This is a genomic window from Amycolatopsis lurida, assembly GCF_900105055.1.
GTDB lineage: Bacteria > Actinomycetota > Actinomycetes > Mycobacteriales > Pseudonocardiaceae > Amycolatopsis > Amycolatopsis lurida.
This window is the reverse complement of sequence record NZ_FNTA01000004.1, coordinates 4007318-4033088: the sequence shown is the minus strand read 5'-3', so window position 1 is coordinate 4033088 and position 25771 is coordinate 4007318. Positions and strand designations below refer to the sequence as shown.

Annotated in this window: 22 protein-coding genes and 1 tRNA gene; 13 read left to right on the top strand and 10 right to left on the bottom strand. The window is 68.3% G+C overall.

What is annotated here, in order from left to right:
* Positions 1-151 precede the first annotated feature (151 nt).
* The 7 genes from pknB to BLW75_RS24180 form a co-directional block, all read right to left on the bottom strand.
* On the bottom strand, positions 152-2116 hold the full coding sequence (pknB, locus tag BLW75_RS24210; protein WP_034322000.1) for a Stk1 family PASTA domain-containing Ser/Thr kinase: 1965 nt from the start codon (positions 2114-2116) through the stop codon (positions 152-154).
* Positions 2113-3420: a protein kinase domain-containing protein gene (locus tag BLW75_RS24205; RefSeq protein ID WP_034322002.1), complete on the bottom strand. Its 1308-nt coding sequence runs from the start codon at positions 3418-3420 to the stop codon at positions 2113-2115. The genes pknB and BLW75_RS24205 overlap by 4 nt, the downstream gene beginning before the upstream one ends.
* A gap of 3 nt (positions 3421-3423) precedes the next feature.
* Positions 3424-4887: a peptidoglycan D,D-transpeptidase FtsI family protein gene (locus BLW75_RS24200; protein WP_034322005.1), complete on the bottom strand. Its 1464-nt coding sequence runs from the start codon at positions 4885-4887 to the stop codon at positions 3424-3426.
* Entirely contained in the window at positions 4884-6362 is a 1479-nt protein-coding gene (locus tag BLW75_RS24195; RefSeq protein ID WP_034322009.1) for an FtsW/RodA/SpoVE family cell cycle protein, read from the bottom strand. Before BLW75_RS24195 ends, BLW75_RS24200 begins: the two co-directional genes overlap by 4 nt.
* Positions 6362-7732, bottom strand: a complete 1371-nt coding sequence (locus BLW75_RS24190; protein ID WP_034322013.1) for a PP2C family protein-serine/threonine phosphatase — start codon at positions 7730-7732, stop codon at positions 6362-6364. Before BLW75_RS24190 ends, BLW75_RS24195 begins: the two co-directional genes overlap by 1 nt.
* Positions 7729-8199 (bottom strand): FHA domain-containing protein FhaB/FipA, encoded by a 471-nt coding sequence (locus BLW75_RS24185; RefSeq protein WP_034322017.1) that lies wholly within the window; start codon positions 8197-8199, stop codon positions 7729-7731. The genes BLW75_RS24190 and BLW75_RS24185 overlap by 4 nt, the downstream gene beginning before the upstream one ends.
* Positions 8200-8359: 160 nt before the next feature.
* Positions 8360-9616, bottom strand: coding sequence for a DUF3662 and FHA domain-containing protein (locus tag BLW75_RS24180; protein WP_091598244.1), 1257 nt, complete (start codon positions 9614-9616; stop codon positions 8360-8362).
* Positions 9617-9745: 129 nt separating this feature from the next.
* Between BLW75_RS24180 and BLW75_RS24175 the strand changes: the two genes are divergently transcribed.
* Positions 9746-9828: transfer RNA gene (locus BLW75_RS24175), tRNA-Leu, on the top strand.
* A gap of 185 nt (positions 9829-10013) precedes the next feature.
* Here the strand turns inward: BLW75_RS24175 and BLW75_RS24170 are convergent.
* On the bottom strand, positions 10014-10388 hold the full coding sequence (locus tag BLW75_RS24170) for an FKBP-type peptidyl-prolyl cis-trans isomerase (RefSeq protein ID WP_034324241.1): 375 nt from the start codon (positions 10386-10388) through the stop codon (positions 10014-10016).
* Between the two features lie 141 nt (positions 10389-10529).
* On the opposite strand from BLW75_RS24170, the gene BLW75_RS24165 reads away from it, so the two are divergent.
* The 5 genes from BLW75_RS24165 to BLW75_RS24145 all read left to right on the top strand — a co-directional run bounded on the left by BLW75_RS24165 (position 10530) and on the right by BLW75_RS24145 (position 16897).
* Complete coding sequence (locus BLW75_RS24165) at positions 10530-13763, top strand: penicillin acylase family protein (RefSeq protein ID WP_198935863.1); 3234 nt, start codon at positions 10530-10532, stop codon at positions 13761-13763.
* A gap of 23 nt (positions 13764-13786) precedes the next feature.
* Positions 13787-14827, top strand: coding sequence for a trans-sulfuration enzyme family protein (locus tag BLW75_RS24160; RefSeq protein ID WP_034324244.1), 1041 nt, complete (start codon positions 13787-13789; stop codon positions 14825-14827).
* 9 nt (positions 14828-14836) lie between these two features.
* Positions 14837-15169 (top strand): hypothetical protein, encoded by a 333-nt coding sequence (locus BLW75_RS24155; protein WP_034324245.1) that lies wholly within the window; start codon positions 14837-14839, stop codon positions 15167-15169.
* A 447-nt stretch (positions 15170-15616) separates the two neighbouring features.
* The gene (locus BLW75_RS24150; RefSeq protein WP_034324247.1) at positions 15617-16291 is read left to right on the top strand and encodes a hypothetical protein; all 675 of its coding nucleotides are present in this window, start codon (positions 15617-15619) and stop codon (positions 16289-16291) included.
* Positions 16292-16294: 3 nt separating this feature from the next.
* Positions 16295-16897, top strand: a complete 603-nt coding sequence (locus tag BLW75_RS24145; RefSeq protein WP_034324249.1) for a class F sortase — start codon at positions 16295-16297, stop codon at positions 16895-16897.
* A gap of 79 nt (positions 16898-16976) precedes the next feature.
* Here BLW75_RS24145 and BLW75_RS24140 read toward each other — a convergent pair whose 3' ends face one another.
* Positions 16977-18032: a patatin-like phospholipase family protein gene (locus tag BLW75_RS24140; protein WP_034324252.1), complete on the bottom strand. Its 1056-nt coding sequence runs from the start codon at positions 18030-18032 to the stop codon at positions 16977-16979.
* A gap of 21 nt (positions 18033-18053) precedes the next feature.
* Positions 18054-18797, bottom strand: a complete 744-nt coding sequence (locus BLW75_RS24135) for a FadR/GntR family transcriptional regulator (protein ID WP_034324254.1) — start codon at positions 18795-18797, stop codon at positions 18054-18056.
* Positions 18798-18857: 60 nt separating this feature from the next.
* Here BLW75_RS24135 and BLW75_RS24130 point away from each other — a divergent pair, with 60 nt between their 5' ends.
* From BLW75_RS24130 to BLW75_RS24100, 7 genes are read left to right on the top strand one after another with little or no spacing between them, the layout of a single operon-like run.
* On the top strand, positions 18858-20348 hold the full coding sequence (locus tag BLW75_RS24130) for an ABC transporter substrate-binding protein (protein ID WP_034324256.1): 1491 nt from the start codon (positions 18858-18860) through the stop codon (positions 20346-20348).
* Positions 20345-21289 (top strand): ABC transporter permease, encoded by a 945-nt coding sequence (locus BLW75_RS24125; protein ID WP_034324258.1) that lies wholly within the window; start codon positions 20345-20347, stop codon positions 21287-21289. Before BLW75_RS24130 ends, BLW75_RS24125 begins: the two co-directional genes overlap by 4 nt.
* Positions 21289-22101 carry an ABC transporter permease gene (locus BLW75_RS24120; protein WP_034324262.1) on the top strand — a complete coding sequence of 271 codons (813 nt, stop codon included), beginning with the start codon at positions 21289-21291 and terminating at the stop codon, positions 22099-22101. The genes BLW75_RS24125 and BLW75_RS24120 overlap by 1 nt, the downstream gene beginning before the upstream one ends.
* Positions 22098-22835: an ABC transporter ATP-binding protein gene (locus BLW75_RS24115; protein ID WP_034324267.1), complete on the top strand. Its 738-nt coding sequence runs from the start codon at positions 22098-22100 to the stop codon at positions 22833-22835. The genes BLW75_RS24120 and BLW75_RS24115 overlap by 4 nt, the downstream gene beginning before the upstream one ends.
* Positions 22832-23602, top strand: coding sequence for an ABC transporter ATP-binding protein (locus tag BLW75_RS24110; RefSeq protein WP_198935864.1), 771 nt, complete (start codon positions 22832-22834; stop codon positions 23600-23602). The genes BLW75_RS24115 and BLW75_RS24110 overlap by 4 nt, the downstream gene beginning before the upstream one ends.
* Entirely contained in the window at positions 23595-25016 is a 1422-nt protein-coding gene (locus tag BLW75_RS24105; protein WP_034324269.1) for an aldehyde dehydrogenase family protein, read from the top strand. The genes BLW75_RS24110 and BLW75_RS24105 overlap by 8 nt, the downstream gene beginning before the upstream one ends.
* Positions 25013-25771 (top strand): SDR family NAD(P)-dependent oxidoreductase, encoded by a 759-nt coding sequence (locus BLW75_RS24100; protein WP_034324271.1) that lies wholly within the window; start codon positions 25013-25015, stop codon positions 25769-25771. The genes BLW75_RS24105 and BLW75_RS24100 overlap by 4 nt, the downstream gene beginning before the upstream one ends.

The window sequence follows — 25771 nt, the reverse complement described above, 5'->3', positions numbered from 1 at the left end:
GTCGTGAGTGGCAAGTGTCGTTCTAACGCTCTTTGCCACTCACGACCCGTGCGATAGCCGGACATGCGAGTGCTAGGTGTCCCTTGCCCGCCGGCGGCGTGAGAAGGGCCCCGCATGGAATCCGTGCGGGGCCCTCTTGCTCAGAGATCGATCATCCAGGCGGGAACAGCCGTGAGCTCGACGTCGACGTCGGCGTCTCATCGCCTTCGACGATGAACAGCGTGATCGGCGCGTTCTTCGCGACCTTCGACCCGGCCTGCGGGTTGGTCTTGCTGACCTTGCCCGCCTGATCCCGGTCACCGTTCTTGTCGGCTTGAGTGTCGAGTTGCCCCGACCACCCCAGCTGCTGCAACTGCCGGATCGCCTGGTCGTCCGTCATGCCCTTCAGGTTCGGCATGTCGAAGGTCTCCTGGCTGCCGTTCGACACCGACAGCTTGACCACGCTGCCGACAGCGAGCTTTCCGCCGTTCGGGGTCTGCTCGAGCACCGTGCCCTTGGGCTGGTCGGAGTCCACGTTGGTGACCGACGGGGTGAACCCGGCCGCCTTCAACCCGGCTTCGGCCTCGGACTGGAGTTTGCCCTTGTAGTTCGGGACCGTCTTCAGTTCCTTGGACTTGCCGACCGTGATGTCGACCTTCGAACCCTGGTCGACCTCGGCCTGCGAAGCCGGGTTCTGCGAGATGACCTTGCCGGCCTCGTTCGTGTCTTCGGTCTCTTCCTCGGTGGTCGCGCCGAGCTTCAGACCGGCTTCGGTCAGCGCGGCCGTGGCCTCGGCCACGCTCTTGCCCTTGAGGTCCGGGGTCTTGACCTTGCCCGGCTTCGCGCCGACGGTCAGCGTGATCTTGTCCGTGGTCGGCGCCACCTGGCCCTCGGCCGGACTGATCGCGATGACCTTGTCGATCATGTTCTCGTCGCAGGCGGGCAAACCGTTGACGGCTTCACCGGTGCAAGGGATCTTCTTGGTGGGCTCGAACGAATTGAACCCCGCACCCCGGAGTGTGTCCTTCGCCGAGGCCTCGGACTGGCCCGTGACCTTCGGGATCGCCTTGCTCTCCGCGCCGGTGCTGTTGAAGGCGTTCGACAGCCACATGATCAGCAGCACCACGGCGGCCAGCGAGACCACGAGACCGGCGATGAGCCAGGCACGCCGCTTCTTCTTCGCGGCCGGGTCCTCTTCGTCGTCCTCGTACTGGTCGTAGCGCGGCGGCACCCGGCGGTCGGAGTCCATGACCTGGGTGCGCTCGTCCTCCGACATCACCATCGGCGCGGCCGGACGCTGGCCGGACAGCGTCCGGACCAGGTCCGAACGCATCTCCGCCGACGACTGGTAGCGGTTCGCCGGGCCCTTCGCGAGCGCCTTGAGCACGACGGCGTCGAGCTCGGGCGCCACGGCGGGGTTCACCGACGACGGCGGATTCGGGTCTTCCCGGACGTGCTGGTACGCCACCGCCACGGGCGAGTCGCCGGTGAATGGCGGCTCGCCGGTGACGAGTTCGTACAGCACGCAACCGGCGGCGTAGACGTCGGAACGCGCGTCGACGGACTCACCGCGCGCCTGCTCCGGCGAGAGGTACTGCGCCGTGCCGATCACCGCGGCGGTCTGCGTCATCGCCGACTGCCCGTCGTGCATGGCGCGCGCGATGCCGAAGTCCATCACCTTGACGGCGCCGTTCTTCGTGATCATCACGTTCGCCGGTTTGACGTCGCGGTGCACGATGCCGTGCCGGTGCGAGAAGTCCAGTGCCGCGCAGACGTCGGCCATGACCTCCATCGCCCGCTTCTGCGACATCGGCCCTTCGGTCTTCACGATGTCGCGCAGAGTCCGTCCTTCGACGTACTCCATGACGATGTAGGGCAGCGGGCCGAACTCGGTGTTCGTCTCGCCGGTGTCGTAGACGGCGACGATCGCCGGATGGTTCAGTGCCGCCGCGTTCTGTGCCTCGCGACGGAATCGTTCTTGGAACTGGGGATCCCGCGCCAGGTCGGCACGCAGGATCTTGATCGCCACCTCCCGGCCCAGGCGCACGTCGTGGCCGTGGTGGACCTCCGACATGCCTCCGTAGCCGAGCGTTTCGCCCAGCTCGTAGCGGTTGCTGAGCAGTCTTGGTGTGCTCATCTCTGCGTGCCGTTCCATTCCGTCCAAGGTTTGCTGCTCATCATTCCCGGATTCGCCTGTCCGGCCGGCTCCTCGGTGCCGCCCTCCGTCGGCACCGCTGGGTATGCGGATGTCGGCGGAGGACCTTCAGACTTCTTACCCGGAGCCGGCACCTGTTCACTCGTTTCCACGCCGCCCGACTGCGGTCCGTTGCCCGAACCGACCAGTCTCACGATGAGGAAGGCTCCTGCCACCAGTACTGCGATCAGGATCACCGCGAGCAGCAGCCACCAGCCCCATTGTGGCCGTCTGCCCGGCAGACGGCTGACCGCCATCGGCGGCGGGCCCCCGACCGGGTGCATCGCCGGATGCGACGCCGGCCCGACGGCCACCATCGGGTTCGGCGGCGAATGCGGGCCGGGCGGCACCTGCTGCGGCAGCACGGGCTGTCCCGCCGAGTACGCCACATTCACCAGCCCCGACGGGGTCGGCAGCGGAAGCCCGGCGCGGACCGCGGCCACCGCGGCGGCGAACTCGCCACCGCTGTTGTACCGCTGTCTCGGATCCTTGATCAGGGTCGCTTCGATGACCGCGCGGGCACCCGGTGGCACGTCCGGCGGCAACGGCGGCGGGAGGTCGCGGATGTGCATCATCGCGACGGTCACCGCGTTCTCCGAAAGGAACGGCCGGTGCCCGGTGAGGCATTCGTAGCCGCACACGGCCAGCGAGTAGACGTCGCTCGCCGGTTCGGCGTTGTGCCCGAGCGCCTGCTCGGGAGCGATGTAGTGGGCGGTGCCCATCACCATGCCGGACCTGGTCACGGGGGCGGCGTCGGCGGCCTTCGCGACACCGAAGTCCGTGATCTTCACCTGCCCGGCCGGGGTCACCATGATGTTGCCCGGTTTGACATCGCGGTGCACGAGACCCGTTTCGTGCGCGGCCTGCAGCGCGTTACCGGCCTGCTCGAGGATGTCCAGGGTGCGCTCGGCGTTCAGCCGTCCTTCGCGGGAGATGATCGCGGCCAGCGGATCGCCTTCGACCAGCTCCATCACCAGATACGCGATCGACAGCTCGTCCGCGACCGTCTCGCCGTAGTCGTGCACCGCGGCGATGCCGGGGTGGTTCAGCGACGCCGTCATCCGCGCCTCGGTCCGGAACCGGTGCAGGAACTCCGCGTCGCCGGACAGCTCCGCCTTGAGGATCTTGATCGCGACCGTCCGGTCCAGCCGCGTGTCACTGGCCTGCCAGACCTCGCCCATCCCGCCGACGGCGATCCGGTTCGTCAGCTTGTACCGGTCGGCCAGCAGCTGACCCGAGGACAGCATCCGCTATCCACCCCCGAGCATGGCGTTGACGGCGGCGCGGCCGATTTCCGCGGCCACGGTGCCACCGGTCGCTTCGAGCCCGCGGTTACCCCCGGACTCGACGATCACCGAGACGGCGATCTTCGGGTCCATCGCCGGCGCGAACCCGGTGTACCAGGCGTGCGGCGGGGTGTTCTTCGGGTCGTTGCCGTGCTCGGCGGTGCCGGTCTTGGAGGCGATCTGGATGTCGCCGCGTTTGCCGGCGCCCTTCGTGTTCTCTTCCGACGCCAGCATCATGTCGCGCAGGATCGCGGCGTTCGCGCTGGACATCGCGGCGTCACCGGTCAGTTCGGTCGGGGTGTAGTCCTCGATGGTCGACAGGTTCGGCGCCAGCAGCGACTGCACGAGCTGCGGTTTCATCGCCATCCCGTTGTTCGCGATGGTCGCCGAAAGCAGGGCGTCCTGAATCGGGGTCAGCCGCACGTCGCGCTGGCCGATGGCGCTCTGGTACAGGGCCGCCTTCGATTCCAGCGGGCCGAGGGAGGAGCCGGCGACCCGCATCGGCACGGTCAGATCCTCGCCGATGCCGAAGTTCTTGGCCGTGGCGTTCAGCTTGTCCTTGCCGAGCTCGCCCGCGATCTCGGCGAAGGGCACGTTGCACGAGTACCGCAGCGCTTCCTTCAGCGTGCTGCCCTTGCAGGCCGCGCCGCCGTAGTTCTCCAGCGTCGTCTGCGTGCCGGGGAGCTTGACGTTGGGCGCGGTGTTGACCGGCATGTCGGCGGTCTTGCCGTCCTCGAGCGCGGCCGCGGTCACCAGCAGCTTGGCCGTCGAACCCGGCGGGTACGTCTCCGAGATCGCGCGGTTCAGCATCGGCTTCTTCGGATCGTCGCGCCACTGCGACCAGGCCGCGACCTGCTCCTTCGTGGTGTGCGAGGCCAGCTTGTTCGGGTCGAACGACGGCGTCGACACCATCGCGAGGATGCGCCCGGTCTTGGGCTCCAGCGCGACCACCGCGCCGGTGTAGCCCTTCTGCGTCATCAGGTCGTACGCGGCCTTCTGCACGGCCGGGTTGATCGTCAGCCGCACGTTCCCGCCGCGCGGGTCGCGGCCGGTGACCATGTCCGAAAGGCGCCGCACGAACAGCCGAGGGTCGGAACCGTTGAGGACGTCGTCCTCGGACCGCTCCAGGCCGCCCGAGCCGTAGTTGATCGAGTAGTAGCCGGTGACCGGCGCGTACATCGGGCCGTCGGCGTAGGTCCGGATGAACTTGTACTTGTCGTTCGACGGGTCGACCTTCGCGAGCGCGGCGCCGTCGGGCGTCACGATCAGCCCGCGCTGGCGGGAGTACTCGTCGTAGAGCACGCGCACGTTGCGCGAGTCGGTGCGGTAGTCGTCGGCCTTGACCACCTGGATGTAGGTGGCGTTGGCCATCAGGAGCACCACCATGACGAGCATGGCGACACCGACCTTGCGGAGCGGGGTGTTCACGAGGGGCTCCCCTCACCGGTCGCGGGCGGCCGCTGGACCATCACCGTGTGCGCTTCGGCGAGCGGCGCCTGCGGCTGCTGCGGCTTCGGCCGCACGGCGGGTTTGCGGGCGGCGTCGGAGATTCGGAGCAGGAGGGCCACCAGGATGTAGTTCGCGAGCAGTGAAGAACCACCGCGGGAGAGGAACGGGGCGGTGATCCCGGTGTTCGGGATCAGGTTCGTGACACCGCCGACGACGACGAAGATCTGCATGACCAGGGCGAACGACAGACCGCCACCGAGGAGTTTGCCGAAGGTGTCGCGCACGGCGAGGGCGCTGCGCATCCCGCGCATCGCCAGGATCAGGTACAACATCAGCATCGCCGTGAGCCCGATGAGGCCGAGTTCCTCGCCGATCGCGGTGGTGATGAAGTCCGTCTTGGCCTCGGGGACCATGTCCGGCCGTCCGGCGCCGAGGCCGGTTCCGCCGACGCCGCCGGTGCCGAGCCCGAACAGCCCCTGCGCGACCTGGTAGCCGCCGCCGGGGTCGTCGTAGGTGGCCAGCGGGTCGATCCAGTTCCGGACGCGCTGCTGGACGTGCGTGAACAGGTTGTAGGCGATGATCGCGCCGGCGGCGAAGAAGCCGACCCCCAGCACGACCCAGATGACCCGTTCGGTGGCGACGTACAGCATCACCAGCGTGACACCGAAGAACAGCAGCGACGTGCCGAGGTCCTTCTCGAACACCAGCACGCCGAGGCAGGCGGCCGCCGCGATGAGGATCGGGCCGAGGTCACGGGCACGCGGCAGCTCGACACCGACGATCCGCTTGCCCGCGACCATGAACAGGTCGCGTTTCGTCACCAGGAACGAGGCGAAGAAGATCATCAGCAGGATCTTCGCGAACTCGCCCGGCTGGATCGAGAAGAACGGCAGCTTGATCCAGACCTTCGCGCCGTTGACCTCCGACAGACTCGACGGCAGCACCGCGGGCAGCGCGAGCGCCACGATCCCGACCAGGCCACACGTGTAGCCGTAGCGGGTCAGCGTGCGGTGATCGCTGATCACGACCAGCACCACCACGAACAGCACCAGCGAGATCGCCGTGAACAGCACCTGCTTGGTGACGTCCGGCGTGTACTCCTTGCCCTGCTGGATCGCGCGTTCCGCGAGCGCCAGGTCGATCCGGTGGATCATCACCAGGCCGAGCCCGTTCAGCAGCGCGACACACGGCAGGATCACCGGATCCGCGTACGGCGCCCAGCGGCGGACCGCCAGATGCGCCGCCGTCAGCACCGCGAGGTACGACAGTCCCAGCCAGATGATCGAGCTGGTGAGTTCCTGCTCCTGGTTCGCCTCCACCAGCACGAGCGCGACGGTGACGATGAAGGTCGCGAACGCGAGGAGGACGAGTTCGGTGCCGCGCCGCTTGGGCAGCTCGCGCGGAGGGTTCGTGGCGAACTGGGCCGAAGCCGGATCGGCGAGCGGCGTGCTCATCAGTTACCGCCCCCTGGTGCTGCCGTGGTCGGCGTCGAGCAGTCCCTCCCCGCTGGCTGATTCGCCGAACTCGGCGAGGCGGGGGTAGAAGGGGCGGCCGATTCGGTGGGCGGCGTGGAAGTCGAGCTGGAGTTGGGTTTGCAGTCGGCCAGCTGCTTGTGCGGCCGCAGGAAGTCGTCGATGTACTTGCGGGCGTCGTCGAGGTTGTCCTTCTTGACGCCGTTCTTCACCGCGATCCGCGCGTCCTCCTGCAGCGCCGGCACCAAGAGCTTGTCGGTGCACAGCCCGCCCGGCGGGCACGAACCCTGCTCGAAGGCGTGCAGGTCGATGCCGAGGACGCTGCCGGGGACGCCGCGGTAGATCACGACCTCCTCGCCGGGACCCTCGCCGACGTAGTACTGGCTCAGCACGAAATACCGCGTGGCGATCGCCGCCGCGGCCAGCACGATCAGGACGACCACAGCTCCCGCCAGCCAGCGAAATCGCCTCCGGCGCTTGACCTTCGGGTCCTCCTGCTGGGGCTGGACCTCGGGCCGCGGCTGCGGCGCGGGCTGGGTCAGCGCGCGGGCACGGGCGGCGGGGGAGTCGCCCTGGTGGAACTCGTCACTGCCGTCCCCGGCGGCGCCGCCCACGATGGGCGCGTCCTCACCGAAGTCGACGTCGACGACGTCGGCGATGATCACCGTGACGTTGTCGGTGCCGCCGCCCTTGAGCGCCAGCTCGATCATCCGGTCGGCGCAGGCCTGCGGATCCGGGATCTGGATCGCCTCGGACAGCGTCTCGTCGCTGACCATGCCGGACAGGCCGTCCGAGCAGATCAGGTATCGGTCACCGGCGCGGGCCTCGCGCACGGTCAGGCTCGGCTCGACCTCGTGCCCGGTGAGCGCCTTCAGCAGCAGCGACCGCTGCGGGTGCACCGCGGCCTCTTCCGGCGTGATCCGGCCCTGTTCGAGAAGTTCGTTGACGAAGCTGTCGTCCCGCGTGATCTGCGAGAACTGACCGCCGCGCATCAGATACGCCCGCGAGTCGCCGACGTGCACGACACCCATCCGCGAACCGGCGAACAGCACGGCGGTCAGGGTGGTGCCCATCCCGTCGAGGTCCGGGTCCTGCTGGACGAGCTCGGCGATGGCGGCGTTGCCGTTCTGGACGGCCTCGCGCAGTTGAGCGAGAAGGTCGTCGCTCGGATCGTCGTCGTCGAGTGGGGCGAGGGAGGCGATGACGACCTTGCTGGCCACCTCACCCGCGGCGTGACCGCCCATGCCGTCGGCGAGGGCGAGCAGGCGGGGACCGGCGTACACGGAGTCCTGGTTGCTGGAACGCACCAGGCCCCGGTCGCTGCGAGCCGCGTAGCGGAGGACGAGAGTCATGGGCGAAGCTCGATCACCGTTTTGCCGATCCGGATGGGGACTCCGAGCGGGACCCGGAGGGGTGCCGTGACCTTAGCCCGGTCGAGGTACGTCCCGTTCGTCGAGCCCAGATCTTCCACGTACCAATCCTCCCCGCGCAGGGCGATCCGGGCGTGGCGGGTCGACGCGTAGTCGTCGTCCAGCACCAGGGTCGAGTCGTCGGCGCGGCCGATCAGGATAGGCCTGCCGTCCAAGGCGATCCTGGTTCCTGCCAGCGCACCATGGGTCACGAGCAGCTGCTGCGGCGATTTCCCGCCGCGCGGCTTCTTGGTTTCCTTCTTCTTCTTGCGGCCGAAGGTCGGGACGGCGACTCGCAGCCCGGAGGCCGCGTACAGATCCGACCGGACGACACGCAACGCGGCGAACACGAAGAGCCAGAGCAGCACGAGAAAGCCCACCCTGGTGAGTTGAACGACCAGCTCTGGCACTTGTTGTGTCCGCTCCCGTTTCTCCTGTACGCCGCGGAGAGCCCGTGCCGTCCGGGATGGTCGGCTCCGGACAGCGCTGCTCTCCGCGTACGACCCGAGGTGCCGATCCACCACAGGTCCCGCACCGCAATTCTGCGATACCCCCTCCGGACGCCGCCGGTCAGCCCTGCGTACGGAACACGAGAGACGAGTGGCCCACGCGGATCACGTCGCCGTCGGCCAGCTGCCAGGTCTGCACCGGGGTGCCGTTGACGGTCGTGCCGTTGGTCGAACCGATGTCCGCGAGCGTCGCGCTCTGGCCGTCCCAGGTGATCTCCAGGTGACGGCGCGAGACGCCGGTGTCCGGGAGCCGGAAGTCGGCGTCCTGGCCGCGGCCCACGACGTTCCCGCCCTGCTTCAGCGAGTACGAACGGTTCGAGCCGTCGTCCAGCTGGAGGCTCGCGGAGAGCTGACGACCGGCCGCCGGCTGGCCGCCGTAACCGCCGCCCTGCGCGTACGGGTCCGCGGCGGGCTGGCCGTACTGCTGCTGGCCACCGCCGTACTGGTCGTACCCGCCCTGCTGCGGCTGGCCGCCGTACTGGTCGTAGCCGGGCTGCTGCGCGGCACCGCCGTAACCCTGGTCGTACCCGGGCTGCTGCGCGGCGCCGCCGTACTGGTCGTAACCCGGCTGCTGCGCGCCGCCATAACCCTGGTCGTACCCGGGCTGCTGGGCACCGCCGTATTGGTCGTAGCCGGGCTGCTGCGCGGCGCCGCCGCCGTAGCCCTGGTCGTAGCCGGGCTGCTGGGCACCGCCGTATTGGTCGTAGCCGGGCTGCTGCGCGCCGCCGTAACCCTGGTCGTAGCCGCCCTGCTGCTGGCCGCCATAACCCTGGTCGTACCCGGGCTGCTGCTGGCCAGCCTGCTGTCCGTAGCCGTACTGGCCCTGCTGGCCGTACGGGTCACCCTGGTCGTATTGGCCGTAGCCGGGGGGCTGGCTCATTGCTGGGTCTCCTGCGTTGCTGGGTCGTGCCGACCGTGGCGAACCTTCGGCGCCGTGGGGCTTGACGTCGGGATCGACGGACGAACGGGTCTTGAACTGTCCAGTATGCAGCGCCTCGTTGCGCTCGAGCGAAACTACGACGTCACCATAGGTGTCCCATCCGTGCTCGGCGAGGTGTTCCTTGACCGCCTCCGCCAGCACCGTGGTGACCCGACGCTCGTCGCCGGCCATACGTTCGTGATCAGCTTGCCCCAACGACACGATGTAGTGATTGGGAGCGAGCTGTCGACCACCGGCCAGCTCACGAACGTTCTCCTCGCTCTCGCGCTCAAGCGCCACCGCCACTTCCTGCGTGACGACGTTGCCACCGAACATGCGCGCGAAGGTATTGCCCACGAGGTTCTCGAGCCGCCTATCAAAGCGCTCAACGCGGCCCACCGGGCAACCTCCTCACACGTGTGCTTCCCCGTCGATCCTATCCGGGTACGGCCAGTCGGACACGGCCCCCGGTGAAACCCGTGAAATCCGCCTGCTAAGCTTTGCGAGCTGTCAGAGAACGAAGCACTCGGGCGAGTGGCGGAATGGCAGACGCGCACGGTTCAGGTCCGTGTGTCCGAAAGGACGTGAGGGTTCAACTCCCTCCTCGCCCACTCTTGTTCGAGGCCCCCCTCGCTCCGCGACGGGGGCCTCTTTCGTGAGGTCGTCGGTCGTCAGTACCCGGGGGGCCGAGCCCCCCGGTCCCCCCACGGTGCGGTCGGTTGGGGTTGGCATGGTGGGGGCTTCAAATAAGAAAGACCCGGCCGGGGGCCGGGTCTTGGTGGTGCGGGGGTGTGGGTCAGTTCACGCCGACGAGGTCGACGACGAAGATCAGGGTTTCGTTCGGCTTGATGACGCCGCCCGCGCCGCGCTCGCCGTAAGCGAGATGCGGCGGGATGGTCAGCTTGCGACGGCCGCCGACCTTCATTCCGGCCACGCCCTGGTCCCAGCCGGGGATGACCTGGCCGGCGCCGAGGCCGAAGCGAAGCGGCTCGCCGCGGTCCCACGACGCGTCGAACTGTTCGCCGGTCGAGTGCGAGACGCCGACGTAGTGCACCGTGACGGTGTCGCCGGACTTGGCCTCCTGGCCGTCGCCGACGGAGATGTCGGTCGTCTCCAGCTCGGAGGGTGCGGGCCCCTCGGGGCGGTCGATCTGGGGCTTCTGCGAAGACATGCCCACAAGCTACCTGTGCAGGTCCGGGGTCCGCAGGTCGAGTGTTCCGCCGAACGGTGGCAAGAACGCGAATAGTCTTCACAAATTTGGATACCCGTGGGTAGTGTGCGCCTCGTCACTCTCCGACGACGGAGGTCTTTCATGCGACGAGGCATACGGGTCTTGACGACGCTGGCGGGGCTGACGCTGGTGGCGGGCACCGTCCCGGCACTTCAGGCGAACGCCGCGGAAGCACCACCGAACTCGGTGGTGGCGGCCGCGCTCGACGACTACTGCGGCGGCCAGTGCGGTGACATCCTCCCGCCCGGCACCAAGGGGAACGCCACCCTCGCGGAGATCCTGGCGCACAAGGCGTTCGGCACCCGGCCCGCGCATTCGGCCGATCAGCTCGGCAAATACGCCTCGCTCGCCGACGGCTACAAGACGCTGACCACGGACAAGATCAACCAGTTCTTCAACGATGCTTCGTTCGGGATTCCGTCCGGGCAGGTCGAGAGCACGATCAAACCGCGGTCGGACGTGACGATCACCCGCGACAAGGCGACCGGCGTGCCCCGGATCGTCGGCACGACGCGGCCGGGCACGATGTACGGCGCCGGGTACGCCGCCGCCCAGGACCGCCTGTGGCTGATGGACATCATGCGCCGCGTCGGCCGAGGTCAGCTGACCTCGTTCGCCGGGGGCGCCCAGGGCAACCGCGAACTCGAGCAGAGTTTCTTCTCCTCGGCGCCGTACACCGAACAGGAACTGCAGAAGCAGATCGACAACGCCGCGGCCAGCGGTCCGCGCGGCGCGCAGGGCAAGGCCGACGCCGAGGCCTACGTCCAAGGCGTCAACAAGTACATCTCCGACGCGCACGGCGGCCGCTACTTCCCCGGCGAGTACGTGCTCACCGGGCACGTCGACGCGATCACGAACGCCGGGACCATCGAGCCGTTCAAGCTCACCGACCTCGTCGTCCTCGCCGCGGTCGTCGGAGCGCAGTTCGGCGCCGGCGGCGGCGGGGAGGTGCAGAACGCCATCGCGAAGCTGGCGATGCAGGAGAAGTACGGTCTCGAACAGGGCGACAAGGTCTGGAAGAGCCTCCGGTCCGAGGACGACCCCGAGACCGTCAAGACGCTCCACAATGGACAGACCTTCGACTATGGCAAGGCGCCGTCGAACCCGCAGGGCGCCGCGATGCCGGACAAGGGTTCGGTCACCGGGCAGCAGCTGGTCTTCGATCCGACCGGTTCCGCCGGGACGGCGACACCCGCCAAGGTGGACGTGCCCGCCCCCGAGGACCAGAAGGCCGTCCGCGGCATCTTCGACGACGGCGTCCTGCCGGGAAACATGCTGTCGGAGAAGCACGGCATGTCCAACGCACTGGTGGTCTCCGGCGCCAAGACCGCGAGTGGTCACCCGGTCGCCGTCTTCGGCCCGCAGGCCGGCTATTTCGCGCCGCAATTGCTGATGCTGCAGGAAATCCAGGGTCCGGGCATCAGTGCCCGCGGTGCCTCGTTCGCGGGGATCAGCATGTACGTGCTGCTCGGCCGCGGCAAGGACTACTCGTGGAGCGCGACCTCGGCGTCGCAGGACATCGTCGACACCTACGCCGTCGAACTGTGCGAGCAGAACGGTTCCGTGCCGACGAAGAACTCCAACTTCTACCGGTTCCGCGGCCAGTGCCTGCCGTTCGAGATCGTCGAACGCAAGAACGCCTGGAAGCCCACCGTCGCCGACGGTACGGCGGCGGGTTCGTACACCTTGCGCAGTTTCCGGACCAAATACGGGCCGGTGACGAGCCGGGCGCTGGTCGGTGGCAAGCCGGTGGCGTACGCCTCGCTGCGGTCGACGTTCCAGCACGAGATCGACACGATCATCGGCTTCCAGAAGTTCAACGATCCGGACGCGATCAAATCCGCGCAGGACTTCCAGGCCGCGGCGGCCGACGTCAACCAGACCTACAACTGGTTCTACGCCGACTCCCGTGACGTCGCGTACTTCAACTCGGGCTCGAACCCGGTCCGCAATCCGAACGTCGACCCGGCCATGCCGGTGCGGGGCGACGCCGGATTCGACTGGCAGGGCTGGAACCCCGACGGCAACCTCGCGAACTACACGCCGTCGTCGCAGCATCCGCAGTCGATCAACCAGGACTACTACATCAGCTGGAACAACGCGCAGGCCAACGGGTACGCGGCCAGCGGCGCGGACAAGAGTTCCGTGCACCGCGGCGATCTGATCGACGCGCGGGTCAAGAAGATGATCTCCAGCGGCACCAAGGTGACGCGGGTGAACCTCACGCAGGCCATGGAGGAGGCCGCGCTCGCCGACCTCCGCGCGGAGAAGGTGCTGCCGGAACTGTTCAAGGTGATCGACAAGGCGCCGGTGACGGGTCCGGCCGCGGACGCGGTGGCGAAGCTGAAGACCTGGCTCGCGGCGGGCGGGCTGCGGTCGGAGACCTCGCCGGGCAGCAAGGTCTACGCCAACGCCGACGCGATCCGCATCATGGACGCCTGGTGGCCCCTGCTGGTGAACGCCCAGTTCAAACCCGGCATGGGCGACGCTTACGGCGCCATGGTCGGGGTGCTGAAGATCAACGAGTCGCCGTCGGGCTGGCAGAACGAGGTCCCCGGCAAGCACGTCGGCCAGTCGCACGCGGGTTCGTCGTACCAGGCGGGTTGGTGGGGCTACGTCCACAAGGACATCCGTTCGGTGCTCGGCCAGCCCGTCGCCGGTCCGCTCGCCGTGAAGTACTGCGGCGGTGGTGACGTCACTGCCTGCCGTCAGGTGCTGCTCGACTCGCTGACGCAGGCGGCCGCGCAGCCGGCCAACACCGTTTACCCCGGTGACGGCGACTGCGCCGCGGGCGATCAGTGGTGCGCCGACACGATCATCCACCGCGCCCTCGGCGGCATCACGCAGGACAAGATCAGCACCCAGAACCGGCCGACCTTCCAGCAGGTCGTCGAATTCCCGGCGAAACGCGGCGACAACATCGCCAATCTCGCCACCGGCCGCTCGGTGAGCGCGACCAGCCACGAGACGGGCTGGTACAACTCGCCGCCGTCCAACGCCATCGACGTGAACCTGTCGACGCGCTGGGCCAGCGGCTGGAGCGACGATCAGTCGATCACCGTGGACCTCGGCTCGGTGCAGCGCGTCTCCCGGGTGGTCCTGCGGTGGGAATCGGCGTACGGCAAGGCGTACAAGGTGCAGGTCTCGTCCGACGGGACGAACTGGCGGGACGTGGCGTCCATAGTGGACGGAGACGGCGGACAGGACAACGTCGCCTTCGAAGCCGTGGACGCCCGCCATGTCCGGATGGCCGGTGTCCAGCGCGGCACGAAGTACGGCTACTCCCTCTACGAGTTCGAGGTGTACGCCCACTAGCGGGGGAAGGTTACGGTGGCGGGGTGGACACGAACGACTGGTCACCCCGCACCCTCGCCGTCGCCGCCGGACGCCCGGAGGGCCCCGGCGAACCGCTGAACGTGCCGATCGTCGCCGCGAGCACTTTCGACGCCGGCGCCGATCGCGCGTATTCGAGGGAGGACGGCACCCCGACCTGGGAGGCCCTCGAAGCCGCGATCGGCGCGCTCGAAGGTGGGCACGCCACCGCGTTCGCCTCGGGGATCGCGACGCTCAGCGCGGTCGCCGACACCCTGCCGGTCGGCGCGAGGGTCTGTGTCCCGACGTTCTCCTACGCGGGGTCACGCGGCCTGCTCGCGCACGCGCAGCGCACGGGACGCCTGGTGGTGACCGAGATCGCGCCGGACGACACGGCCGCGTGGGTCGCCGCCGCGGACGCCGACCTGCTCTGGCTCGAATCGCCGACCAACCCGACGCTCGACGTCATCGACATCGAGACGATCACCGCCGCCGCGAACGGCCTGGTCGCCGTGGACAACACGTTCGCCACCCCGCTCGGGCAGCGGCCGCTGGAGCTCGGCGCCGACATCGTCGTGCACAGCGCGACGAAACTCATCGGCGGTCACAGCGATCTGCTGCTCGGCCTGACCATCGCGGCCGACGAAGGCGTCGCGAAGGACCTGCGCGACGCGCGCACCAGGTTGGGGGCGACGCCAGGAGCGCTCGAAGCGTGGCTGGCCCTGCGGGGGCTGCGGACGCTCCCGGTCCGGCTCGCCGAGCAGACGCGCACGGCCGCGCTGCTGGCGGCGCGCCTGGTCGACCACCCTGCCGTCACCCGGGTGCGTTATCCCGGCTCCGGCACGATGATCGCGTTCGAACTCCCGGACGCCCAGATCGCGGACAAGGTCATCGGTTCGCTGCGGCTGATCCGTGCCGCCACCAGCCTCGGCGGCGTGGAGAGCCTGGTCGAGCGGCGGGCGTGGCTGGCAGGTGACGCCCACGTGCCCGCCGGGCTCGTCCGGTTCAGCGTCGGGCTCGAAGATCCGGAAGATCTGTGGACGGATCTGGCCTCGGCGCTCGGCTAGCTTGAGCACGTGGACGAGACGAAACCACCGCGGCGGCTCGGTCAGTTGCTGTGGGGCCTGTTCTGGCTCCTGGTGCTCGGCTTCCTCGCGATCGTCGCGGCGGGCCTGCTGGCCGAACTCGCGGCGTCGCCTTGCCCGAGCGACACGGTCTGGGCCTGCGCCGCGGAAAACCGGACCTTCGCCACCTTCCTGCCCGCCATCGGGTTCGGCCTCGGTCTCCTGATCGCGGTCGTGGGCGGCGGCCGGGCGGTGCGGAACCGGACGTCGCCGAAGGCCTGGCTGTTCGGCGCGGGCCTTCTCGGAGCGCTCTCCCTCGCCGTGGCCTTGTTCCTGGTGTTCTGATCGTGACCTTCGGGTTGCCCGGCACCGATATCCGGCAATGAATGGTCAGAACTTCACCGAAACGTGGTCCGAACGTGTGAACCTTCGGTGGCGCGCCTGCGGAGAGTCTTCGAAAAAGGGAGACCCGGCCAGGAAAACCGGCGATTCCAGGCCGGTCCTCGGTCGGCGAAAAAATACTTCCGCACTGCAACCGTTCGGGCCCTCCGGGTGTTAACATTCCTTCAGCGCTGCGGGATTTCCTTCTGCTGAGCGACTTTCGGGCCCCTGTATCGAGCTGGGACATTCCCGTGTTACCGGTTTTCCCCGTGGTTCTTGTCACGACTTTTCCGCTACGGCCCGCTGTACTTTTCCGGCAGGATCACGCTGTCACCCGAACGTGGGATTCCTTTCGGGTGGTCGCAGGGTGGGGGTCACCCTGTGTTGCGATGTTTCCACTGGGAGATCACTTTGAAGAAGACGTTGGGCCGCCTCGCGGGCGCGGTGCTGGCCGGCGCCGTCATCTCGCTGGCCGTGACGCCGGTCGCGATGGCGCAGACCGAATCGACGACCACGCCTCCGGCTCCGTCGAGCGAAGCGCCCTCCTCGGCGCCCTCGCCTTCGTCGCCGGGTGGCGACGTGACCTCGACGCCGACGGAGTCGAGCGCCCCGGCCTCGTCGTCCTCGCACGAGCCGACGCCGACCAGCAGCGGCAAGCCGACTTCCGGCAAGCCGTCGCCGACCTCCACCTCGGAGAAGCCGACCACCACCACCGCCCCGCCGGAGGAGCCCTACGTCGACAACGTCGGCGCCGGCTACATCGGTGAGAACGGTATCGGCGCGCTGGTCATCGCCTGCGAGTCGGGCGAGCCGACGAACGTTTCGGCGCCGGACTTCGACACCGTGTACGGCAACCAGGCCGAGGACGACGGCCGGTACTGGGTCTACATCGTGAAGGTCAAGAAGTCCTTCAAGGGCAACTCCAGCACCTTCACCTGGACCTGCGACGGCAAGCCGGGCAAGGCGGACATCGAGTTCGAGGCGCCCATCGGCGGCGGCGCGGCCACCCCGGGCAAGCCGGAGAAGCAGGTCAAGTACGCCCCCAAGGGCGGCATCGAGACCGGTTTCGGCGCCACCGCGGCCTGATCGATGTCGATGAAGTTCCTGAGGAGGGGTGGCCGCGCGGTCGCGGCCACCCTGGTCCTTTCCCTCGCACTGACCGGTTGTGGTTCCGACGACCCGGCGCCCGCGGCACAGCAGGCTCCGGCGGAATCGACCGTCCCGGTCACGAAGCCCTTCAGCGGCACCAGGCCGACGAACGTGAAGATCCCCAAGATCGGCGCGGAGTCGAACCTGATCGCCGTCGCGGTCAACAAGGACGGCAAGATGGCCGTCCCCTCGGCGAAGAAGCCGATGCAGGCAGCCTGGTACCAGCTCTCCCCGGTGCCGGGTGACGTCGGCCCGGCGATCCTGCTCGGCCACGTCGACGGCAACAAGCAGCCGGGCATCTTCTACAAGCTCAAGGACGTCAACCCGGGTGACGAGGTCCTCGTCGACCGCAGCGACGGCAAGAGCCTGAAGTTCGTGGTCGAGAAGAAGGACCAGGTCCCCAAGGACCAGTTCCCCGAGGAAGCGGTCTACGGCAACACGGACAAGCCGCAGCTGCGGCTGATCACCTGTGGCGGTGTCTTCGACCAGGAAGAGCACAGCTACAAGGACAACATCATCGTCTACGCGAACCTCGTCGCCTGACGTGGGCTGAAAGGGCCCTTCACCGCATCCGATGCGGTGAAGGGCCCTTTCGTCACGTCTGACGCGGTGAAGGACGCTTTCAGCCCAGGCCCGCAGCGGGGAACGGGAACCCGTCGGGAGCGGCCGCCTCGGTGTCGACCCACTTCCGCATCCCCGCGTCACAGGCCGCGTAACCCCAGTTGATCAACCGCTCCTGCAGCACTTCCGGCAGTTTCGTGAGGCGCGTCGGCGTCTCCGCCAGCTTGTGCGTGAGATCCACCGGCGCCGTCAACGAATCCTTGAGCTCGAAGTTCTCCAGATCGACGTAGGCACCCCAGTAGGCGCCACCGAAATCCTTCTCCACATAGGACTTCAGCAGCGCGCCCCGCCGCAGCTCGCGCACCTGGTTGTCGATCACGTCGAGGACGCGCAGCAGCTGCCGCCCCCAGTCGCGGGGGACCTTCCGCCTGACCTTCATCCGCTTGCCCGCGTCGCTGACGAGCACCGTCGCGTGCCCCTCGACCGGGTCCAGGCCGAGGTTGTCGTAGACGCCGGCGTCGCTGAGCACGATCTTGCGTTTCCGGTCGTCCGAATGCGGATCCTGGATCACGACGGGCGAAAGGATGGGCGGGAACGCGGAAGACGCGGCCACCGCGGTCGCGAGCGGGATGTTCCCGTGCGGTCCGTTCTGCCGGAAGAACCACCACAGCGCGCCGTCCTGGAGGTTCGTCGCGGTGAAGACGAACTGCGGGCCGGCGGGGTCGATGTCCTTGAGGCAACAGTCGCCGAAAAGGTGCTTCGCGTACACCCGCGCCAGTTCCTCGCCGGCGCTCCGCCAGGGAATCGCCATGGCCAGCAAGGTGACCGGGATGTCGAGCCGGGTGCGTGCCAGGTTCCGGACCGGCGCGACGACCTTGTCGGAGAAGTTGTCCGCGACACCGTTTTCGAACTTCAGGTCCGACCACGCGTACGCGAGCACGCCTGCGGCGATCGAGCCGCCGGAGACACTCGAAAACGTCGAGATCTTCGACAGCCAGCCGAGTTCGTTGAGCCGCCACAGGGCCCCGGTGTGGAACAACATCGCGCGGTAACCGCCGCCGGACAGGGCGAGACCGACACCTTGGCGTGCTGTCGAAGGCTTTTTGACATCCCCCACCTGAGCGAGTGTAGAGGCGGGTCAAGCGAGCAATGGGCGCAAGAGGCGACGTTGCTCTTCGGGGACGTACTCGGCGTAGTTGTCGTACAGCGCCTGTTTCGCGAGACGCGACGCACGCTCGCCGTCGGAGTCGCGGATGGCTCCCAGCACCTCTTCGTGGTGCGCCAGCCAGTTGCGCATCAGTGCCGTCCGGTCGTCGGCGTGTTCCAGCTTGTCCTCGATGAGTTCCAGTACGACACCGCGGACGACCTCGCCGCTGATCACCAGCAGCGGATTCCCGGTCGCGCGGGCGATGGCCTCGTGGAACGTGACGTCCGCGTGGGAGAACTCAGCGAACCCCTTCGACACGCCCTCGCCCATCGCCTCCAGCGCCGCGCCGAGCTCGGCGAGATGGTCATCGGTCCTGAGCTGCGCGGCGAGCAGATGTGCCGAACCGTCGAGGACCATGCGGAACTGCAACAGCTCGGAAAGGCCGATGTGGTCGGCGCGCGCGAGCCGGTGCATCGACCGGTGCAACGCGGCGGGGGAGGCGGCCAGTACCTCGGGCCCGCGCGGGTCGCCCGGGCGCGAGCGGATCATTTCCGCTGCTTGCAGCACGCGCAGAGCCTCGCGCACGGTCGAGCGGCCGACGTCGAACTGGACCATCAGCTCGCGTTCGCTCGGCAGCCGGTCGCCCGGTTTGATCCGGCCGCTGAACACGGCTTCCTCGATCTGTTCGACGACACGCTGGTACGCGCGGACAGGGGCGACCGGCTCGAATTCCATCTTGACCCTGCCGTCTCGTCTGGTTTACTGGTCAGACCAGTCTACCGGTCAGGGGGCAGGATGAAAGCCCGGATTCACGCGGCAGTGTGGGCGTTACTGCTGGTGGCGTCCGGCTGCTCCGCCGGATCGAGTGCCACGGTCGCCAAGGATCCCGGCACGCTCGCCATCGGCTACACCGCCGAACCCGCGAACTTCGACTTCACCCGCACGGACGGCGCCGCCATCCCGCAGGCCTTGCTCTACAACGTCTACGAGGGCCTGGTGAAACTCGACGCGGACGCGAAGATCGTGCCGCTGCTGGCCGAATCGTGGACGGTCTCGGAAGACCGTAAGACCTACGACTTCAAGCTCCGGAAGAACGCGATGTTCAGCGACGGAGCACCGTTCACCGCCGAGGACGTCAAGTTCTCGCTGATGCGCGTGAAGACCGACTGGACCGTGTCGATCAAGTCCACAATGGACGTCGTGGACCGGGTGGACGTCGTGGCCCCGGACCACGCGCGGGTCGTGCTCACCAAGCCCAGCAACGGCTGGCTGTTCAGCCTCACCAGCCGTCTCGGCGCGATGTTCAGCCGTACCGGTGTCGCGGATCTGGCGAACGAACCGATCGGCACCGGGCCGTACACGGTGTCCTCGCGCAGGCGTGGCGATTCGATCGTGCTCAAGGAGAATCCCGCGTACTGGGGCAGGAAACCGGCCTACTCGACGGTGGTCCTCAAGTACATCAAGGATCCGACGGCGCTCAACAACGCCTTGCTCAGCAACGGGATCGACGTCATCTCCGCGATCACCGTGCCGGATTCGATCCCGCAGTTCCAGAGCGACGACCGGTTCACCGTCGTCGAAGGCACGACGAACAGCGAGGTCACGCTCGCGTTCAACAACTCGCGCCCGCCGTTGAACGACGTCCGGGTACGAAAAGCGCTGTCGTACGCCATCGACCGGAAGGCCTTGCTGGACACGGCTTGGGGCGGTCGCGGCACGCTCATCGGCAGTATGGTCCCGCCGACGGATCCCTGGTACGAGGACCTTTCGAACGCGTACCCGTTCGATCCCGCGAAGGCGAAAGCGCTGCTCGCCGAAGCAGGGCAGCCCAATCCCTCGCTGCGGCTGAGGATTCCCAACCTGCCGTACGCCGTCTCGTCCGCGCAGGTGGTGGCGTCGCAGCTGGCGGACGTCGGGGTCACGGTGACGATCGAGCCGCTGGACTTCCCGGCGGTGTGGCTCAAGCAGGTCTTCACCGACCGCGACTACGACCTGTCGATCATCCAGCACGTCGAGGCGCGCGACATCGTCACCTTCGGCAGGCCGAAGTACTACTGGGGTTACGACAGCAAGCCCGTTCAGCAGAACCTCGCGAAGGCCGACGCCGGAACGCCCCAGGAGCAGGTCGACGCGATGCGCCAGGTCGCCCGGCGGCTGACCGAGGACGCCGCCGCGGACTGGCTCTTCCTGTTCCCCAACGTGATCGTGGCGAAGAACAAGGTGACCGGGTTCGTCCGCAACCAGGTCAGCGAGTCCTTCGATCTCACGGGATTGGCGCCGCGATGACGGTCAAGGTGCTCCGCCGCCTGGGGATCCTCGTGGCCAGTGTGCTGGTCGCGTCCATCGTGGTGTTCCTGTTCATGGCCGTGCTGCCGGGTGATCCGGCGCAGGTCGCGCTCGGCGTCAACGCGACTCCGGAGCTGGTCGCGAAGACACGCGCCGAATTCGGTATCGACAGGCCCTTGGTGACGCAGTACTTCGACTGGATCGGCGGTGTCCTGCAAGGCGACTTCGGCCGCTCGTACGTCACGCGCGAGGAGATCGGGCCCGCGCTGACCGACCGCCTCGGCGTGACGTTGTGGCTGGTCGGCGCCGGGATGCTGGTGGCGCTGCTGATCGCCGTCCCGGCCGGGACGTTCGCCGCGGTGCGGCATCGGAGTGCCGACGGCACCGCGGTTTCCGGGCTGTCGCAGATCGGCGTCGCGATCCCCGCGTTCCTCGCCGGCATCATCCTGGTGCAGATCTTCGCGGTGCAGCTGCGCTGGCTGCCCTCCGGCGGCTGGACACCGCCCGTGCAGGACCCGGGCGAATTCCTCCGCGGACTCGTTCTTCCCGCCTTGTCGCTGGGACTCGTGCAGGGCGCCGTGCTCACGCGCTATGTCCGGTCCGCGGTGCTCGACACGCTCGGCCAGGACTATCTGCGCACAGCGCGGTCCAAGGGCCTGCGGCCGTTCCCGGCGTTGTTCCGCCATGGTCTGCGCAACGCCGCCGTGCCCGTGGTGACGGTGCTCGGCCTGCAACTGTCGACCCTGCTGATCGGCGCCGTCGTCGTCGAGCGCGTGTTCGTCCTGCCGGGGCTCGGCAGCATGCTGCTCGATTCGGTGGCGTCGCGGGATCTGCTGTCCGTGCAGGGGATCGTGCTGGTCCTGGTGGTCGGCGTGCTGCTGGTGAACTTCGTGGTCGACGTCCTCTACACGGTGCTCGACCCGAGATTGCGGGGTTCCTGATGCGTAGCCGCAGTCTCGTGATCGGTGGTGTGCTCGTCGCGTTGATCGTCGTCGCCGCGCTGCTTTCGTTCGTGTGGACGCCGTTCGACCCGGTGAAGGTCGACGCGGCCAACCGGCTGCACGACTTCAGCGGCGCCAATCCGCTGGGCACGGACAGTTTCGGCCGCGACGTGCTCAGCCAGCTCATGGTCGGCGCGCGGACGACGCTGTACGTCGGTGTGGTCGCGGTCGGCATCGCCGCGGTGATCGGGACCCCGCTGGGCATCCTCGCGGGGATGTCGTCGCGCTGGCTCGGCGAGTTCGTCATGCGGGTCAACGATCTCGTGCTCGCGTTCCCCGCGTTGCTGCTGGCCATCATGTTCGGCGCGGTGTTCGGGGCGGACACGCTGACCGCGATGGTGGCGATCGGCATCGCGACCATCCCGTCGTTCGCGCGGATCGCGCGTTCGGGCACGTTGCAGGTGATGAGCAGCGAGTTCGTGCTGGCCGCGCGGTCGGCCGGGCGTTCGCGGCTGAACATCGCGGCGCGGCACGTACTGCCGAACATTTCCGGGTTGCTGATCGTGCAGGCGTCGGTGTCGTTCGCGATCGCCGTGCTCGCGGAAGCGGCGCTGTCGTTCCTCGGGTTCGGCACGCGGCCGCCGACGCCGTCGTGGGGCCGGATGCTCCAGGAATCGCAGATGTTCCTGACCCTGCACCCGAGGCTCGCGCTCGTGCCCGGCGTCGCGATCGCCATCGCCGTCCTCGGCTTCAACCTGCTCGGTGACGGCCTCCGCGATCGTCTCGATCCCCGATTGGCGGCCCGGCTATGACACTCGAAGTACACGGTCTCGGTATCGGCGGCCTGGTTCGCGGCGTCTCGTTCGGTATCGCACGCGGTGAGCGGGTCGGGCTGATCGGCGAGTCGGGTTCCGGGAAGTCGCTGACGGCGCTGTCGATCATGGGGCTGCTGCCCGAAGAACTCGCGGCGTCCGGATCGGTGACACTCGACGGACGCGAACTGCTGGGCGCGCCGGAGAAGGACCTGTCGCGGCTGCGCGGCAACGAGATGTCGATGGTGTTCCAGGAACCGATGACCGCGCTCAACCCGGCGATGCGGGTCGGCGCGCAGGTGGCCGAACCGATGCGAATCCATCGAAAAGGCGGGAAGGATCCCGAGGCTTTGCTGGCATCCGTGGGACTGCCCGGCGTCGCTCGTGCGTATCCGCACCAACTGTCCGGTGGGCAGCGGCAACGTGTCGTCCTCGCGATCGCGCTGGCCAACGACCCGAAGCTGCTGATCTGCGACGAACCGACGACGGCGCTCGACGTCACCGTGCAGGCGCAGATCCTGGAACTGATCCTCGACGGCGTGCGGGAGCGGGAGAGTGCGCTGCTGTTCATCACGCACGACCTCGCCGTCGTGGCGTCGGTCTGCGAGCGGGTGCTGGTGATGCTGGACGGCGAGATCGTCGAAGCAGGCACCACCCGCGAGGTGCTCACCGAGCCGAAGCACGAGTACACGAAGAAGCTTCTGGCCGCTTCGGATCTGGAGGCGAGCCGATGATGATCTCCGTACGGGACCTGGAGCGCCGCTACACGCGTCGCGATGTGCACGCCTTGCGCGGTGTCACTTTCGACGTCGAAGCAGGTCAGCGGTTCGGGATCGTGGGCGAGTCGGGCTCCGGAAAGTCCACTTTGGTCAGACTGCTGGCCGCGCTGGACAAGCCGACGGCGGGCAGCGTCTCGTTCCAAGGCCGGCGCATCGACAACCTGCCCGAACGCCGGCTCGGCTTCCTGCGGTCGGAACTGCAGATCGTCTTCCAGGACCCGATGGGTTCGCTCGATCCGCGGATGCGGGTGCGCGACATCATCTCCGAACCGTTGGGCCGCCGGGATCCTTCGCGGGTTTCGGAGCTGCTGAAGGCCGTCGGCCTGCCGGAAGACGCCGCCGGCCGCTATCCGCACCAGTTCTCCGGTGGGCAACGGCAACGCATCTCGATCGCGCGGGCGCTCGCGCCGAAACCGAGCGTCCTCATCGCGGACGAGCCCGTGAGCGCGCTCGACGTCTCGGTGCGGAAGCAGATCCTCGACCTGCTCGCGTCTTTGGTGGAGCTGTACTCGCTGACGCTGGTCTTCGTCTCGCACGACCTCGGCGTGGTGCGGCACGTCTGCGACCGGGTCGCGGTGATGCGGCACGGCGAGATCGTCGAGATCGGAGACGTCGGCCAGGTCTACGACGCGCCGGAACACGAGTACACCAGGGAACTGCTGGCGGCCGCGCCGAATCTGCGGGCCGAGCTGGCAAGGCTGCGGGGAGGGGACGATGGCTGAATACCCGGAGGGACTGCCGATCGGTAGCGACTGGGTGTCCACAGTGGACTATTCGTCGGTGAGCTTCCCGTATGACGGGAGCGAGATCGGCCGGTCGCCGGTCGGGACGCCGGAGCTGGCCACGCGGGCGATCGACGAGGCCATCGCGGTGTTCAAGCAGGTCGCGGCGATGCCGTCGCGGACCCGGCGTTCGCTCCTGAACGACGTCGCCGCGGCTCTGGAGGCGCGGCGCTCGGACTTCGAGCAGCTTCTGGTCCTCGAGACCGGCAAGCCGCTGGTCGACTGCCGGGTCGAGGTCGCGCGCACGATCGTCACCTGGCAGGCCGCCGCGGAGGAGGTCTCGCGGCTGCACGGCGAGACCGTGCCGCTCGACCTGCTGCCGTCCGGCGACGGGCTGGTCGGGTTCTGGAAACGCAAGCCGATCGGTGTCGTGGTCGGCATCGCCGGGTTCAACTATCCGCTGCTGCTGGCGTCGCACAAGATCGCGCCCGCCATCGCCGCGGGTTGCCCGGTGGTGGTGAAACCCGCGCCGCAGACACCGCTGGCGACGTTGTGGCTCGTGCATCTGGTGCGCTCGCTGACCGACCTGCCCGCGATGGTCCAGCTGGTCACCGGCGACGCGGCCGTCGGCTCGGCGCTGGTCACGGACCGGCGGGTCGGTGCGGTGTCGTTCACCGGATCCGCGCTGGTCGGGCACCGGATCGCGCGCGACGCCGCGCCTACGAAGACGTTGCTGGAGCTGGGTTCCAACGCCGCTCTGGTGGTCTCCGAGGACGCGGATCTCGACGCGGCCGCGGACGCCGTGCTGCGCGGCGGGTTCTACGCGTCCGGGCAGGCCTGCATCTCGGTGCAGCGCGTGCTGGTCGTCGACGCGGTCGCCGAGGAATTCACCGAACGGGTGCTGGCGCGGCTCGGCGAGGTCGTCATCGGCGACCCTCGAGACGAGAAGACGCGGGTCTCGGCGCTGATCGACCCGGGCTCCACTAGGCGCGTCCAGGAGTGGGTCGACAAAGCGACTTCGGCGGGTGCGAGGCTGGTCGGGGGCGGTGTCGACGGCACGGTGATCCGGCCGACCGTGCTGCTCGACGTGCCCGACGGTGTCGAATGCTGGGACGAAGAGATCTTCGGTCCCGTGGTCTGCGTCCGCACTGTGTCCTCTGTGGACGAAGCGTTCGACGCGGTCAACGCGTCGCGCTACGGACTGCACGCCTCGGTGTTCAGCACGTCCCTGAAGACGGCGTTCCGTGCGCTCGACGAGCTCGAAGTCGGCGGTGTGGTGGTCAACGAGGTGCCCGGATTCCGGTCCGACACCATGCCGTACGGCGGCGTGAAGGACTCCGGGATCGGGCGGGAAGGGCCGCGGTTCGCGGTCGAAGAACTGACCGTGACGAGGATGGCGGTGCTGCGCCCGTGAGCTACGAGAATCTGTTCCGGCTCGACGGAAAACGAGCCGTCGTCCTCGGTGGCGGCAGTGGGATCGGCCGCGAATCCGCGAAGGCGCTGGCCGCGCACGGCGCCGAAGTGATCGTCGCGGACCGCGACGTCGCCGCGGCCAAGGAAACCGGCGTCGGCGAGGCGTACGAGATCGATCTGCTCTCGGACGGCGCGGCAGCGCGCACGGCGGCGGAACTCGGCGAGATCGACATCGTGGTGCTGACCGCCGCGACCAACGTGCGCAAACGGCTGCTGGAGTACACGCGCGAGGAATTCGACCGGGTGATCGCGCTGAACCTCGGCGCCACCTTCGAGGTCGTCCGCGCGTTCGGCGCCGGGATGGTCGAACGCGGGCGGGGGAGCATCATCGGGTTCTCGTCGATCCGCGGCACCACCGTCGAGCCCGGCCAAGGGCCGTACGCGGCGACGAAAGCCGGGCTGGTGCAGCTGTTCCGCACGGCCGCGGCGGAGTTCGGCCCGGCCGGGGTGCGGGTGAACGCGATCGCGCCCGGTGTCGTCGAGACCCCGCTGACAGCGCAGATCAAGGCCGACCCGGCCTGGTACGACGCGTACGCGACCAAAGGCGCGCTCGGCCGATGGGCGCGTCCGGACGAACTCGCGGGCGCCGTCGTCTACCTGGCGTCGGACGCGGCGTCGTTCGTCACCGGCTCCGTGCTGGCGGTGGATGGCGGCTGGACCGCGGTCGACGGCCGCTTCGAACCACCCGCGACTTGA

Bases quoted from the DNA above. Each gene is read 5' to 3' on its own strand.
- pknB (WP_034322000.1), bottom strand. From the start codon at position 2,116: ATGAGCACACCAAGACTGCTCAGCAACCGCTACGAGCTGGGCGAAACG.
- BLW75_RS24205 (WP_034322002.1), bottom strand. From the start codon at position 3,420: ATGCTGTCCTCGGGTCAGCTGCTGGCCGACCGGTACAAGCTGACGAAC.
- BLW75_RS24195 (WP_034322009.1), bottom strand. From the start codon at position 6,362: ATGAGCACGCCGCTCGCCGATCCGGCTTCGGCCCAGTTCGCCACGAAC.
- BLW75_RS24190 (WP_034322013.1), bottom strand. From the start codon at position 7,732: ATGACTCTCGTCCTCCGCTACGCGGCTCGCAGCGACCGGGGCCTGGTG.
- BLW75_RS24170 (WP_034324241.1), bottom strand. From the start codon at position 10,388: ATGTCTTCGCAGAAGCCCCAGATCGACCGCCCCGAGGGGCCCGCACCC.
- BLW75_RS24165 (WP_198935863.1), top strand. From the start codon at position 10,530: ATGCGACGAGGCATACGGGTCTTGACGACGCTGGCGGGGCTGACGCTG.
- BLW75_RS24145 (WP_034324249.1), top strand. From the start codon at position 16,295: ATGTCGATGAAGTTCCTGAGGAGGGGTGGCCGCGCGGTCGCGGCCACC.
- BLW75_RS24135 (WP_034324254.1), bottom strand. From the start codon at position 18,797: ATGGAATTCGAGCCGGTCGCCCCTGTCCGCGCGTACCAGCGTGTCGTC.
- BLW75_RS24130 (WP_034324256.1), top strand. From the start codon at position 18,858: ATGAAAGCCCGGATTCACGCGGCAGTGTGGGCGTTACTGCTGGTGGCG.
- BLW75_RS24125 (WP_034324258.1), top strand. From the start codon at position 20,345: ATGACGGTCAAGGTGCTCCGCCGCCTGGGGATCCTCGTGGCCAGTGTG.
- BLW75_RS24120 (WP_034324262.1), top strand. From the start codon at position 21,289: ATGCGTAGCCGCAGTCTCGTGATCGGTGGTGTGCTCGTCGCGTTGATC.
- BLW75_RS24115 (WP_034324267.1), top strand. From the start codon at position 22,098: ATGACACTCGAAGTACACGGTCTCGGTATCGGCGGCCTGGTTCGCGGC.
- BLW75_RS24110 (WP_198935864.1), top strand. From the start codon at position 22,832: ATGATGATCTCCGTACGGGACCTGGAGCGCCGCTACACGCGTCGCGAT.
- BLW75_RS24105 (WP_034324269.1), top strand. From the start codon at position 23,595: ATGGCTGAATACCCGGAGGGACTGCCGATCGGTAGCGACTGGGTGTCC.